Origin of the sequence: Bacillus sp. DNRA2, assembly GCF_012843265.1 — a bacterium.
Taxonomy (GTDB): Bacteria; Bacillota; Bacilli; order Bacillales; family Cytobacillaceae; genus Bacillus_BU.
Genome location: NZ_JABAIT010000001.1, coordinates 95,841 through 109,632 on the forward strand (window position 1 = coordinate 95,841; position 13,792 = coordinate 109,632).

Below are 13,792 nucleotides of genomic sequence, written 5' to 3' on the forward strand. Positions count from 1 at the left end.
ACAAATTGTTTGAACGAACAAATATCATAATTTTTAAATGCAGCTTTGAATGGAGGTTGGGAGTGCACGCGTTGGTGTGTACAAAATGCTATGAAAACAATTTATGAAAACAAAATTAAAAGCATTGGGCCAATGGCAGATAGCTTTTTAGAAGAAAAAATGTTCATTTTATTCGGCAATGATGCTCCTCAGGATCTGAAGGATTATTGTTATAATATTGAAGTAGTTGGAGTAGACGGTGAAATCGAAGCAGGTCAAAAGTTATTGATCGATGATCAAGAATTTGCGATCACATCTGTTGGTGGTCTTGTTCAAAAAAATCTTTCTTCTCTTGGCCATATTACGCTACGTTTTGATGGTTCAACATCTCCAGAATTACCTGGCACACTTTATTTAGAAAACAAAGAGATTCCTGAGCTTGGGCTTGGAACAGAACTTAAAATCATCAAGTAAAATGAGTCCGGAAGGCTTAATCAACTACGATTAAGCCTAGTTCTATTGATGACTAAGGAGGAGATAATAAATATGAGACTCTATATTGATAGTGCTGACACTAGCAAAATTGCCTACTTAAACAAGTATTATCCTATTGCTGGCGTAACGACCAATCCTTCGATTCTTGTAAAAGAAAATCGCCCTTATTTACCAGTGTTGCAGGAAATTCAAGCTATCATTGGTTCGGAAAAAGAAATATTTGTTCAAGTTTTAGGAAATACAGCTGAGGAAATGATTGAAGAAGCAAAGTTCATTATGAGCCAATTATCTGGTAAAGTTGTGATGAAAATTCCAGTTACCGAAGAAGGCATCCGTGCCATTAAACTGCTAACTGAAGAAAATATCCCAACGCTGGCCACAACGATTTATACCTCATTTCAAGCACTGATCGCGGCAATGGCTGGGGCAAAATACGTTGCTCCATACGTCAATCGCATGGACAATTTAACAATCGATGGGGTCAAAGTCGTGAGCGAAATTGCGACAATTTTTAAGGCTTACGGGCTCGAGACGGAAATCATTGCCGCCAGCTTTAAAAATGTTCAGCAGGTTCGTGATGTATGTCTTGCTGGAACGCAAACGGTAACAGTCGGTCCTGATTTAATCGAGAAATTCATCGACTTTCCTGCCACAAAAACGGATGTACAGACATTTAAGGCCGAATGGAAAGGGCTTTATGGTGAAAATCAAGAAACATTAATCCTTATATAATTACGTCATACTTTCGCAAACTTGCAGGCTCCATGGAATTGGAGCTTTTTTTCATGCATAAAAAACATCGCTGCCAAATAATGTCTTAGTTTTTTTGTAAAAACTCGCCAAAATAGCTTATAAATAATTGCGCTATAATAATAGTTGTGAAAGTTTTGAATAATGCTTCATAAAAAGGCAGGGAAGAGTGTGATGAGAAGAAGTGCTGTTGACCAATTATTGGAACAGGGCGAAGTGCTGAAGAAGGCAGGGGATTTCATCAGCGCAAAGAACCTATTTTTTAAGGCGGTGGAGATGGATCCGTCAAATAGCGCTACGTTTATGAAGTTGGGGAAGATTGCACATTTATTAAAGGATCAAGGCTTGGCATTACGGTGCTACGCGGCCGCCATGCATTTGCAAATTACTCCGATAGAAAAATTCATTATAGACAACCAACTGCCATGTCATTTGAAAATTCAGCAGGACGCGTTTTCGGATGGATTTTTGGACTCATTGCCACGGGCATCAGCTTTTATCATCTATGTTTACCCGAACACACCCAGACATACAGCTCATTCGTTGATTGATTTATCTGATATACAATTGCGAGAAAATCCTCAGCTTTTACCTTTTGCCGAAATCTATCATTCATTTATTTCGAAAAATGGTACACATCCACATGTGCTCCAAAAATATCAAAAATCTACTGATGATCAAATTCAATACGACGGCTCCTATTACATTCCGATCGGTCGCAATTACTTAATGAAGGAGATTGAGTGGGGAAAGATTCACTCCGATGATGTGTTACATATTTATTTTTAAAGAATGAAATGCAGCTCGGGTTACCAGAAGTTTTTTTAAACCGAGCCTTTTTATGGCGAAATTTAGCATTTTTTATTTTATCTAAATATTCATAATTTATTGTAAATTCATAGTGGGCATGTGGTAAAATTTTAACAGAATACTGTGTAGGCTTGTAAGTCTACTAAAAAATCTGGAGGAAGGATACTGACCGCGATGAAGAAATTATTAATTGTGACTGTGCTTATGTTGCTTTCTCTGGTAGGCTGTTCTGCAATTGAGGAAACGGTTTCGAAGGCTAATAAGTCTGCGGGCCCAGAGGAAAAAGTTGAGAAAGTCGTTAAGGAATATGTGGAATATTCCAAGGGTGAGAAATGGGAAAAAATGTATTCAATGATTCACGAGCCGAAGTTCACAAAGAGTGAATGGGCTGAATCAAAGAAGGCAGAAATTTTTACAACGGAGTACAAGATTAAGTCGTATGAAATCATGTCCGTGAAGAAGGATGGCAAAAAGAATTACAAGGTACGAGTTGGTATGAAATCTACATATAAAAATCAGGATATCAAGGGTGTTATCGAATTTGCCATAGTCCCTAAGGGTGACACCTATCAAATAGACCTCCAAAATAGCAAAGAAGTAAGTAGCGAAAAGTACTAAACCTTATAAAAAAACAAAGCCAGCTATCATTCGCAATGTTCGATTGCGTGAAGCTGGCTTTTGTTTTTTTATTTTTGAAGAAATGACCATATGGAGATTTCATAAGGTCAAAACTCATCCCAAGTTCCGGAGAAATGGTCTTATGAGCCTTTCATAAGGTCAAAACCCAAACCAAAATCAAGAGAAATGGTCTTATGAGCCTTTCATAAGGTCAAAACCCAAACCAAAATCAAGAGAAATGGTCTTATGAGCCTTTCATAAGGTCAAAACCCAACCTAAGATTCAGGGGGAATTAACTTTCATAGAAAATACACGTTCTGCTCAACTCACTCCACAAAGATTATTTCAAGCTCCCTATTTTCCCAGCTGCTGGAGTTGGTCGATGAGGTCTGACATGTCGTTGATCGTTTGGAACAGTTCGGTATTTTCTAGAATAGCAGGGTCGAGCTTACCGTCCTTGATGCTATCTAAATAAAGATTGATACCATTTAGCACAACCGTGTTTTTGTCAACGATTTGTTGGTGTAAATCTGCGGCGACTTCGGGCGGTTGCAGACTATTAAACTCTTCAATTTCCTGCTTCATATCAAGCAGCATTGCCTCGAGGTCTTTAGCAGCTTGGGTATCATTAACGGCCCGCTCGGCGAGTGGCGGTGCATCGTTGGCAAAATCAGTTGCTGTATTAATAAAACCAATCGCTTGATCGACGTAGGTGATAGTATTTTTCGCCTCATTAACAAGATTACAACCACTAAGAGTGAACAGTAGCAAAACTCCTGCCAACACAATCATAACCCATTTTTTCACAACGAGATTCCCTCCTTATTTTTTCAATAAGTGCCAAAGCATTCCATTATATTGTAACAGTATTTGGAATATTCGTGTGGCTGTTTTCAAGGGATTTAACATAATTGCGAAACAAAGGATTAATTTTTATAAAAAAAGAGAGCAGCAAATGCTCTCCAGACAGGCTGTTGAAGCCTGCAAATTCCATATATCCATCGATCTTATTTCGTCAACAGCCACTCGCTAACTTTCTGGGCTTCCGCCTCTGATAAAAGATTACCTGGCATCATTCCTTTTCCTTCCATAATCAGTGTCTGAAGCTCGTCCTCGGTATATTTATCAGCCAAGTTCGTAACCGCCGGGCCCGATGCACCCTTTAAATCTGCACCATGACAGCCGACACAGCTTTTATTATAAAGGCTTTCCGGATCGGTTGGGTTACCTGCCTGGTCATTTCCGCAGCCTGCAAGAAACAATAGTGAGATGATTCCCAATTTAAAAACCAGTTTCATTCTACTCGCCTCCCAATTCATCATAATTTGTAAAATTAGTTATTTGTAAAATCAAGCCATCTCATGCAAAAAATAAAAAATTCTATCAGGAATAGACAATGGTTACAGGAAGCTTGTCGAAGGTTGTAATAGTCGAGAATAAGCATCGGACTGCAGTTTATGGCAGATTTTCACATGTGTTTTTGCATAAAAAACGAATTCTATTAGGAATAGGTGCGAATTTTGTAGAAGAGAATTTATTGAATATTAAGATTTATCAAAATATAATGAGGTCGATTACCTATAAAACAAGCTTTACGTAAGGAGGAAGAGTTTTGAAGTCTAGAAGATTGTCGATAATCTTTGCACTAATGGTATTATTTAACGCCATTTTTGCAGGATTCGCATTTGCAGAAGAAACAGTTCCACCTAAAGATGAAAAATTAAAAGTAGTTGCACTGGGTGATTCAATTACGTTTGGTTATCCACCACCATCAACTACAGCTTTTCCAGACTATATTGCTAACGTTTGTAAAGTAGATAAATTTGGAGGTGTCGGTGCGACAACTGCAGATTTAGGCTCAGCAATTGTTGGTGATATAATAAATTTCAGTAATAAAGCTAAGCAAGCAGATGTAGTCACTATTAATATCGGCAGCAATGATTTCTTGGGTGCAACGGGTGTGGGTGTGTTATTAAAAAAATTGCAACCAATCGCAAAAGATCAAGCAACATTACAAGCAGCAATTGCAAATGGCGATCTTGCGAAGATTTTTGCCGAAAACCCACTTACTCCACTAACTGAAGAGCAATTGAGCACGTATAAAATGACTTTGTCAACAATCGTCACTACGACTGATACACAGGCTGATGCACCAATCATTCTTTACAATTTATACAATCCAATTGTTGTGGATCCTGCTTTAGACGCAGCACTTGGTGGTAAACTGACAGAGTTACATAGTTTTGTAGAGTCGCAGCTTCCGAGAGTTAATAATGTAATTAATGAGGTTGGAAGCATCAGTGGAGCGGAAGTCGTGAATGCGTACGCGACTATTAATGCAAACCCAGCAGCATTTATTATTCCTGGGGATATCCATCCAACTGTGGCAGGCCACAAAGCTTTAGCGAAATTAGCAGATAATGTTATTGCTAGCTTGCCTACTGAAGAGCCAGATGAAGATAAAAACCCATGCCATGGTTGTAATAATGATCCAGTTGAAGAGCCAGAAGGCTGCTCACAGACACCACCAGATGAAGAGGAGCCACCAGTTGAAGAGCCAGGTGAAAATCCAGGCGAACAACCAGGTGAAAACCCACCAACTGATGGGCCAAAGGAAAACCCAACACCACAGCCACCGGCTGCTGAACAGCCTAAGGCAGAAACGCCAAAGCCTACTCCAGTAAAGGCACAGGCTAAGGTGCTTACTTCTGGAAGTGAGCTACCAGATACTGCAACACCAGTTTACAACTACCTAGTCATTGGACTAGCCTTAGCGTTCATTGGGATGATTACATTCGGAATCCAACAATATCACCAAAAACGAAACGAAAGCATATAATTATGATTTTAATGCACTAAAGCGGTGGGGGACTGTCCCCCACCGCTTTAGTGTGTAGAAGCAATTTCTTTTGCTTCCATATAGAGTGCTTGGATGAATTTTTTGATGTTGATACGTGGTGGTGTTCCAGTATGGCCACCTTTTCCTTGCAGCTCGAGCATTTTTAACCGAACTTGAGAGTAATCAAAGAAGGTCGAGGCATAATGCTCAAATTTAGGATTCGTATAGTCAGTTACACCAAGTGCAGCAATGTGATCGAAGGCTTGGTGAATTGTGCGGCGAATCCGTTGTTCACCAGCTTTTATTTCTTTTTTAATATCAGTCTCTGTTATGTGCTCGCCAAGGCGCTTTTTTACGATTGATACGTATAAATCCTTCAATGAAGGCACAGCCCTGGTACCTTCTGTTTCATGCTGATATATCACGCTTAAAATATCTAGTAAATCCTTATTGCCGCTCTCGCCGATAACGCCAAGTTCCAACAAAGCGTTTTTGCCTGAATTGATGATTGTGTACATTTCACTTGAAGGATTGTTAATTGTTCCGCGACTTAAGCCGCCTAGTCCTCCGCCGGCTCCCGTTCCTACACCTGGTGCATGTGTCTTACCTATTCCAGTGCGATTCATCCCCATCGAAGGAGAGGGAATACCGCCTTGCTGCAGGCCGAGTCCGCTTAGTGAGTTTTGAATTTGCTGGATTGATTTTTGTAGTAGCAGGTGTTCGGAAGCTTTCTTGATGATATTGACAACCTCAAGTCGATTGATGGGCTTTGTAATATAGTACTCAACGCCTAGTGCATACGCTTCACCAATCAAATCCTTTGATTCAACCTGAGAAATCATAATGATTTTTCCTAGAAAAGAAGGAGCAATTTCGCGAACCGTTTCAATCCCATCACGGTTCGGCATGAGCAAATCAATCAGCAAAATATCAATTCCCTTGGCTGCAAGAACATCGGCATATACTTCAGAGCCATCCTCAGCTTCTCCGCTTACTTGTCCTAAATCTTCGTCTTCAATAATATTGGCCAGCATCGCCCGAATCGGTGCAGAATCATCTACGATAAAAAAACGCATCCGTCTCATCCTCTCTCCACTAATTTATCGATTGGAAGGAAAATCGTGAATATGGTTCTGAAGTGGTTATCTTGTTCATTGCTATCCAAGATAATCGTCCCGCCAATTTTTTCAATCGTATCCTTTACATACGAAAGGCCAATTCCTGTAGAGGCTTTACCGGCATTATCGAACTTTGTTGTAAAGCCAGGTGTGAAAATTAATTCTTGATTTCGCTCGCTGATCCCGGGACCATCATCCATCACCTGAAGCATGAGCATATCGAGGTCGATTTTTGCCCCAATAATAATTTCTCCTTTCGAATCAATCGCCTCGACGGCATTGGCCACCAAATTGTTGATCATCGTCAAGATAGTAAACGTGTTATAGCTTGGGTGAATGCCAAGAATATTAGCGTTAATGCTAATTTTTTTTTCAAGCATGGCGGCATATCGTTCATTCCCAGTCATAATGACATCGAATATTTTATTAATTGGCATAAAATTTGCCAGTTTTTCCTTTGCCATTAACTTGGACAGACCTGCATAAATCCGTTGGTTGTCCTTTTTAATTTCATGAATTTCTCCAGCAAACTTTAGGGCAGTTTTGGCAAAATCGTGCTGTTCTGCGGCTTTCAGTTCGCGGTAAAAGCTATAAGCTGAACTGGTGAGCTGCTCGGTATTTTGCATGGTTTTCTTCAACTGAATCATTTCAACATACACATTGGAGATTTGCACAAGCATTTCCTCGTTGCGGAGGCGTTGTACTGACTCAGCAATCCGAGATTCCCTTAGCACCAAGAGGTTGAAAAAACCTAATACGAAAAAACTGCGGATAAAGGCGATAACCATAATCGTAAACGCCGTATCAAGGGTCATGTGTTGGTGTGAAGTAAAGGAACGAATTCCCATTTCGGTTAGCGTCGCCCCAATTTCCATCAGGACGCCATATATACCAATTAATAAGGGACGATTGTGTAGCTGTTTTAATTTTAAAAAATGGAACATGGTTGCAAAGACAAAATAATAGAAGAAAACTGGGAAATGTCGTTCAAGTGCGTCGGCGAAGCTCATGTCGTCGAAAAAGATTCGCAAGGTGATGCGAAACAGAACAACTGAAACTCCAGCAAGCATTCCTGAAAGAACTGGTTGAAGCTGACGCGACCACAGTAAAAATAAAAAGAAGACTGGGGTTCCGAGGCTGACTCGTACATTACCTTCAAATGGATATAACTTCAATTCTCCAGCAAGCGGGACCGCGATCATCATTGCGATGTAAAGTAACATTCTTTGCTTCATTTTTGCCATCTCCTTGGTAGTGAAGCGTAACGGGATATATAGATGGACATTGATTTATGTCTCTTAAGCAGCCTTTCAAGAGTTTGCAGGCTGATTCATTAATCATTTTAAGGGATATGATGTCAAATCCAGCCTACAATTATGACAAATTTATTAAGTTCATTTGCGAGCTTGTGAGTTTTTGTAGTTTTTCGTAGGGGGGGATTTATCCTCTAAATAAGCAAAGAAGGCAGTTTCCCCTTTCTCACACTGAAGCATTTCTGCTTTCTTGCTTGATTTTATGAAAAGAAAGAAGGTGGCTGGAGGTTCACAACTAAGATGAACATCCTAGACTAGTCACAGCAAAGCTGAATATTTTATTGCACTAATTATTTTACTAATCGTTTTCTCATTTGGAGGGAGACAACATGTTCTGGATTCAATTTTTAATTGTGCTTGCCTGTATCTTTGTCGGGGCACGACTTGGTGGAGTAGGGCTTGGCGTAATGGGTGGAGTTGGACTCGCGATATTAGTTTTCGGGTTTGGGCTTCAGCCAACTTCAGCGCCAATTGATGTAATGTTAATGATTCTTGCTGTCGTAACAGCTGCTGGGGCATTGCAAGCAGCCGGAGGAATGGAATATTTAGTATTCCTGGCCGAGAAGGCTCTTCGTAAAAATCCAAAGTGGATTACTTTTATTGCCCCAATGGTAACGTATATTTTCACATTCTGTGCAGGTACAGGCCACGTTGCTTATTCTGTTTTACCAGTAATCGCTGAGGTAGCTCGTGAGTCAGGTGTTCGCCCTGAGCGTCCGATGTCAATCGCTGTTATTGCCTCACAACAGGCGATCACTGCTAGTCCGATTTCTGCTGCAACTGTTGCGTTATTGGCGTTATTAGGTGATTTCAATATTAATCTGTTACAAATCATGCTCATCTGTGTACCTTCAACATTCATCGCTTGTATGATCGCTGCTTTTGTTGCTAGTAAAAAAGGTAAAGAGCTTAACTTTGATCCTGAGTATTTAAAACGTCTTGAAGCAGGACTTGCTCCTATTAAAAAGGACAAAAAAGCATTTACACCAAATCCTGGTGCAAAGTTATCCGTTATTTTCTTCTTGATTGCTGCAATACTAGTAGTTTTACTTGGTTCATTTGAAGAGTTACGTCCAGGTTGGGAAATTGAAGGCGTATTTACACGCATGACAATGCCTGGAGCAATTGAAATTGTGATGTTAACGATTTCGGCTTTGATGATTATTTTCTGTAAACCAAATGTCGAAGAGATTGTTTCCGGTAGCGTATTTAAAGCTGGAGCAACAGCAGTTGTGGCAATTTTCGGGATTGCTTGGATGGGTGATACCTTCTTCCAAGGCAATATGGAGCTCATTTCTGGCTCGATTTCTGATTTAGTGACATCAGCACCTTGGTTATTCGCAATTGCTCTGTTTGCCCTATCGATTTTGTTATACAGCCAGGCAGCAACTGTTCGTACGTTAATGCCGCTTGGAATAACGCTCGGAATTAATCCAGCATTATTGATTGCGATGTTCCCGGCTGTTAACGGTTATTTCTTTATTCCAAACTATCCAACCGTTGTTGCTGCGATCAACTTTGACCGCACTGGAACAACAGGTATTGGTAAATACATTCTTAACCACAGCTTCATGATTCCAGGACTCGTAGCTACAGTAGGAGCCGTCGCCATCGGTATCCTCCTCAGCATGGTCGTCCTTTAAAGCAGTGGGGGACAGTCCCCCAGCGAAGTAAAGCGTTGCAGTACCGGGGGACTGTCCCCCACCACAGTAAAGCACTGCAGTGAGCGGGTGTTGCCCCCCAAAAGCATCCGCTCGCTCACTAAAGTTGCTAATGATAAATAGGAGATGAATTGTAATGAAAGAAACATTCCGCATCGAAAAAGATTTTTTAGGTGAAAAACAGGTACCGCTTGAAGCTTATTATGGTGTTCAGACGATGCGTGCAATTGAAAACTTTCCCATCACTGGTTATCAAATTGATGAAGCATTAATTATCGCGATGGCAGTTGTCAAGAAAGCTGCGGCTCTTGCCAATGCCGATATTGGTCAACTGGACCAGAATATCGCTGATGCAATCTCAGCAGCAGCTCAAGAAGTTGTCCAAGGCTATCTGCATGATCAATTTATCGTGGACCCAATCCAAGGTGGAGCTGGAACCTCAATCAATATGAACACCAACGAGGTCATTGCCAACCGTGCCCTTGAGTTAATCGGTGAAACGAAAGGTAATTACAAAGTAATCAGCCCAAACTCTCATGTCAACATGGCACAATCTACAAATGACTCATTCCCGACTGCCATCCATCTTTCCGTCTTGGCACGATTAGACGTGTTACTTGATGCGATGGGAGAATTACACGCTGAGTTCAAAAATAAAGCTCGCGAATTCGATGGCATTATCAAAATGGGTCGGACGCACCTCCAGGATGCTGTACCGGTTCGTCTTGGCCAGGAATTTGACGCATATGCCCGCGTGCTTGAACGAGATATTAATCGTATTGAAGCAACCCGCGAGCATTTAATGGAAGTCAACATGGGTGCAACTGCTGTTGGAACTGGCTTAAATGCTGATCCTGAGTACATTAAAAAGGTTGTTCAATATCTTGCAACTTTCACTGGTTATCCATTAAAAGGCGCTGAAAATCTAATTGATGGCACACAAAATACAGATTGCTATATTGAAGTATCCGCTGCGTTAAAGGTTTGTATGTTGAATATGTCCAAAATTGCCAATGACCTACGCATGATGGCATCAGGTCCACGTTGCGGCTTAGGCGAAATTAATCTGCCTGCACGTCAACCAGGCTCATCAATCATGCCAGGAAAAGTGAACCCGGTTATGGCTGAAGTGTTAAACCAAACGGCTTTCCAAGTTGTTGGTAACGATTTAACGATCAGCATGGCATCTGAAGCTGGCCAATTTGAATTAAACGTAATGGAGCCAGTCATTGTCTTCAATTTGCTTCAATCGATTAAGATTATGTCCAATGTATTCACTGTGTTCCGTTCACACTGCTTAAGTGGCATTACTGCCAATGAAGAAAGAATGGCTGCATATGTTAACAACAGCGTTGGCGTGATTACAGCCATCAACCCGCATGTTGGATACGAAACAGCTGCATCGATTGCCCGCGAAGCAATTGTCAGTGGCAGACCGGTAAGAGAAATCGTGCTCGAACGTGAAGTTTTAACAAACGAAGAACTGGATCATATTTTAAATCCGTTCGAAATGACTCATCCAGGGATTTCTGGAAAAAGCTTAATGGATCAGAAAAAGAAATCAGCCGAAGAGAAAGAATTAGTAACTTCGTGATTTTAAAGCATACACAGGATGATGGATAAAGCCAGCGCTAGCTTACATACTAGCGTTGGCTATAAACGTTATTGATAGTTTGCTTAATAGCTTTATTTTTATAAAAAATAATCTCAGAAACCACACCACAAGAAAGCTCTTTACTAAAAGGAGGCAGTAAACAATGGAGCGAGGAAAGAACCAGCATCTCTATCGTAAGCTTCACTCTCTGTCAGGAATCATTCCAGTTGGTATATTCTTATGCGTTCACTTATTTGTGAACTATACAGTGACATGGGGAAATGATGCATACAATACCGCTGCAAACGTTATGGTGAACTTACCATTTAAATTGTTTTTAGAGGCATTTATTATTTTTATCCCATTATATTTCCATGCTATCTATGGTATTTATATCGCATTTCAAGCAAAGAACAACGTCGGTCGTTATGGTTATTTTAGAAACTGGAAATTTTACTTACAGCGTTTATCGGGAATCATCACGTTTATTTTTGTTACTTGGCATATTTGGGAAACAAAGGTCCAGGTTGAATTTTTCGGTGCGGAAGCAAACTTTGATCTAATGGCGGGAATCGTGGATAATCCGGTATCACTCGCTTTATACATTATCGGAATTGTCGGCTCTGTTTTCCATTTTGCTAATGGAATTTGGACTTTCCTTATCACTTGGGGAATCACTGTTACACCAAAATCGCAAAAGATTTTCCAATATATCACGCTAGGAATCTTTGTTGTTCTATCCATCATCGGCATTCGTGCCATTTTGGGATTTGCTTAAGGGCAATTTGAAAAATAAAGAAACAAAGCGGACGGATTTTGTTAATCAACATAAATTGGAGGTAAGCTCAAATGACTAAAGGCAAAATTGTCATTGTTGGCGGTGGCTTAGCAGGTTTAATGGCAGCAATTAAGATCGCTGAGGCAGGGACAAAAGTAGATTTATTTTCGCTTGTGCCCGTAAAACGATCTCACTCTGTTTGTGCACAAGGCGGTATCAATGGCGCCGTTAATACGAAGGGGGAGAATGACTCTCCTTGGGAGCACTTTGATGATTCCGTGTACGGAGGTGACTTCCTCGCAAATCAGCCCCCTGTAAAAGCAATGTGTGAGGCCGCTCCTAAAATTATTCATATGTTCGATCGCATGGGAGTTATGTTTAACCGGACTCCTGAAGGTTTACTAGATTTTCGTCGGTTTGGTGGGACGCAGCATCATCGGACGGCATTTGCTGGTGCAACCACCGGCCAACAACTCTTATACGCTCTTGACGAGCAAGTTCGCCGTTTTGAAGTGGCAGGGCTTGTGCAAAAATTTGAGAACTGGGAGTTTGTTTCATCAGTGATTGATCCGGAAGGCGTATGCCGTGGAATTACGGCTCAAAACATGCGGACAATGGAACTTAAATCATTTCCTGCTGATGCGGTTATTATGGCAACAGGTGGACTTGGCGTAATTTTTGGAAAGTCCACAAACTCAACGATTAACACTGGTTACGCTGCCGCAAGATTGTACGAGCAGGGCGCCTATTACGCCAATGGCGAGTTCATTCAGATTCATCCAACCGCCATTCCTGGTGATGATAAAAATCGCCTCATGAGTGAGTCTGCCCGTGGTGAAGGTGGACGGGTTTGGACGTATAAGAATGGCAAGCCATGGTACTTCCTTGAAGAAAAGTATCCGGCATACGGTAACCTTGTGCCGCGTGATATTGCAACACGGGAAATCTTTGATGTGTGCGTAAATCAAAAGCTTGGAATCGATGGCGAAAACAAAGTCTATCTTGACCTTTCTCATATTGATGCTCATCAGCTTGATATCAAGCTTGGCGGGATTATGGAAATTTATGAAAAATTTGTCGGTGAGGACCCGCGCAAAGTCCCAATGAAGATTTTCCCAGGCGTACACTACTCTATGGGTGGGCTTTGGGTTGATTTTAACCAACAAACAAGTATTCCTGGGTTATTTGCAGCTGGTGAATGTGATTATTCGCAGCATGGTGCTAATCGTCTTGGTGCAAACTCGCTGTTGTCAGCAGTATACGGCGGAATGGCGGCAGGCCCGGCTGCGCTAGAGTATATAAAGGGTTTAACAAAGTCCACAGAGGACATTTCGTCAACAGTATTTGATTGTCAAATTGATGAGGACCAGAAGCGCTATCAATCAATTTTAACGATGAATGGTACGGAAAATGCGTATTTGCTTCATAAAGAGCTTGGCGAATTAATGACTGATAATGTGACGGTTGTTCGTGAAAATAAAAAGCTGCAGATGACGTATGACAAGCTTCAGGATTTTGCCCAAAGATATAAGCGAATCAATATTGAAGATACAGCGAAATGGAGTAATTCTAGCACTTCATTTGTCCGTCAGCTTGAAGGAATGATTAATCTTGCCCAGGTGATTACGCTCGGTGCTTTGAATCGTAATGAGAGCCGTGGCGCTCATTATAAGCCGGAATTCCCTGATCGTAATGACGATGAGTGGTTAAAAACAACAATGGCAAAATTTAATCCAAAAACTGGTCAGCCAATGCTGTCTTATCAAGAGGTTGATACATCCTTAATTAAACCGCGGAAACGGGATTACACGAAAGCGAAGAAAGGAGCGAAATAATC

At 41.0% G+C, this 13,792-nt stretch carries 13 protein-coding genes; 9 read left to right on the forward strand and 4 right to left on the reverse strand.

The window, feature by feature from the left end; genetic code table 11:
• Window positions 1-90 precede the first annotated feature (90 nt).
• The 4 genes from HHO41_RS00450 (at window position 91) to HHO41_RS00465 (ending at window position 2,652) form a co-directional block, all read left to right on the forward strand.
• The gene (locus HHO41_RS00450) at window positions 91-453 is read left to right on the forward strand and encodes a PTS glucitol/sorbitol transporter subunit IIA (RefSeq protein ID WP_169094855.1); all 363 of its coding nucleotides are present in this window, start codon (window positions 91-93) and stop codon (window positions 451-453) included.
• 72 nt (window positions 454-525) lie between these two features.
• Window positions 526-1,206 (forward strand): transaldolase family protein, encoded by a 681-nt coding sequence (locus HHO41_RS00455; RefSeq protein ID WP_169094856.1) that lies wholly within the window; start codon window positions 526-528, stop codon window positions 1,204-1,206.
• 189 nt (window positions 1,207-1,395) lie between these two features.
• Window positions 1,396-2,013, forward strand: coding sequence for a tetratricopeptide repeat protein (locus HHO41_RS00460; protein WP_169094857.1), 618 nt, complete (start codon window positions 1,396-1,398; stop codon window positions 2,011-2,013).
• Between the two features lie 195 nt (window positions 2,014-2,208).
• On the forward strand, window positions 2,209-2,652 hold the full coding sequence (locus tag HHO41_RS00465) for a hypothetical protein (protein ID WP_169094858.1): 444 nt from the start codon (window positions 2,209-2,211) through the stop codon (window positions 2,650-2,652).
• A gap of 354 nt (window positions 2,653-3,006) precedes the next feature.
• Here the strand turns inward: HHO41_RS00465 and HHO41_RS00470 are convergent, their stop codons facing one another.
• Both HHO41_RS00470 and HHO41_RS00475 read right to left on the reverse strand, forming a co-directional pair.
• Window positions 3,007-3,459 carry a DUF6376 family protein gene (locus tag HHO41_RS00470; RefSeq protein WP_169094859.1) on the reverse strand — a complete coding sequence of 151 codons (453 nt, stop codon included), beginning with the start codon at window positions 3,457-3,459 and terminating at the stop codon, window positions 3,007-3,009.
• Between the two features lie 200 nt (window positions 3,460-3,659).
• Window positions 3,660-3,950, reverse strand: coding sequence for a c-type cytochrome (locus HHO41_RS00475; RefSeq protein ID WP_169094860.1), 291 nt, complete (start codon window positions 3,948-3,950; stop codon window positions 3,660-3,662).
• 314 nt (window positions 3,951-4,264) lie between these two features.
• Here HHO41_RS00475 and HHO41_RS00480 point away from each other — a divergent pair, with 314 nt between their 5' ends.
• Window positions 4,265-5,491: an SGNH/GDSL hydrolase family protein gene (locus tag HHO41_RS00480; protein ID WP_169094861.1), complete on the forward strand. Its 1,227-nt coding sequence runs from the start codon at window positions 4,265-4,267 to the stop codon at window positions 5,489-5,491.
• 47 nt (window positions 5,492-5,538) lie between these two features.
• Here the strand turns inward: HHO41_RS00480 and HHO41_RS00485 are convergent, their stop codons facing one another.
• Entirely contained in the window at window positions 5,539-6,567 is a 1,029-nt protein-coding gene (locus HHO41_RS00485) for a response regulator (RefSeq protein ID WP_248278326.1), read from the reverse strand.
• Between the two features lie 5 nt (window positions 6,568-6,572).
• Complete coding sequence (locus HHO41_RS00490) at window positions 6,573-7,844, reverse strand: ATP-binding protein (protein WP_169094863.1); 1,272 nt, start codon at window positions 7,842-7,844, stop codon at window positions 6,573-6,575.
• Window positions 7,845-8,251: 407 nt separating this feature from the next.
• On the opposite strand from HHO41_RS00490, the gene HHO41_RS00495 reads away from it, so the two are divergent.
• The 4 genes from HHO41_RS00495 (at window position 8,252) to sdhA (ending at window position 13,790) form a co-directional block, all read left to right on the forward strand.
• Window positions 8,252-9,565, forward strand: a complete 1,314-nt coding sequence (locus HHO41_RS00495; RefSeq protein WP_169094864.1) for an anaerobic C4-dicarboxylate transporter family protein — start codon at window positions 8,252-8,254, stop codon at window positions 9,563-9,565.
• A gap of 154 nt (window positions 9,566-9,719) precedes the next feature.
• The gene (aspA, locus tag HHO41_RS00500; RefSeq protein ID WP_169094865.1) at window positions 9,720-11,177 is read left to right on the forward strand and encodes an aspartate ammonia-lyase; all 1,458 of its coding nucleotides are present in this window, start codon (window positions 9,720-9,722) and stop codon (window positions 11,175-11,177) included.
• 163 nt (window positions 11,178-11,340) lie between these two features.
• Window positions 11,341-11,955, forward strand: coding sequence for a succinate dehydrogenase cytochrome b558 subunit (locus tag HHO41_RS00505; RefSeq protein ID WP_169094866.1), 615 nt, complete (start codon window positions 11,341-11,343; stop codon window positions 11,953-11,955).
• A 71-nt stretch (window positions 11,956-12,026) separates the two neighbouring features.
• Window positions 12,027-13,790 carry a succinate dehydrogenase flavoprotein subunit gene (gene sdhA / locus HHO41_RS00510; protein WP_169094867.1) on the forward strand — a complete coding sequence of 588 codons (1,764 nt, stop codon included), beginning with the start codon at window positions 12,027-12,029 and terminating at the stop codon, window positions 13,788-13,790.
• The last annotated feature ends 2 nt before the right edge of the window (window positions 13,791-13,792 follow it).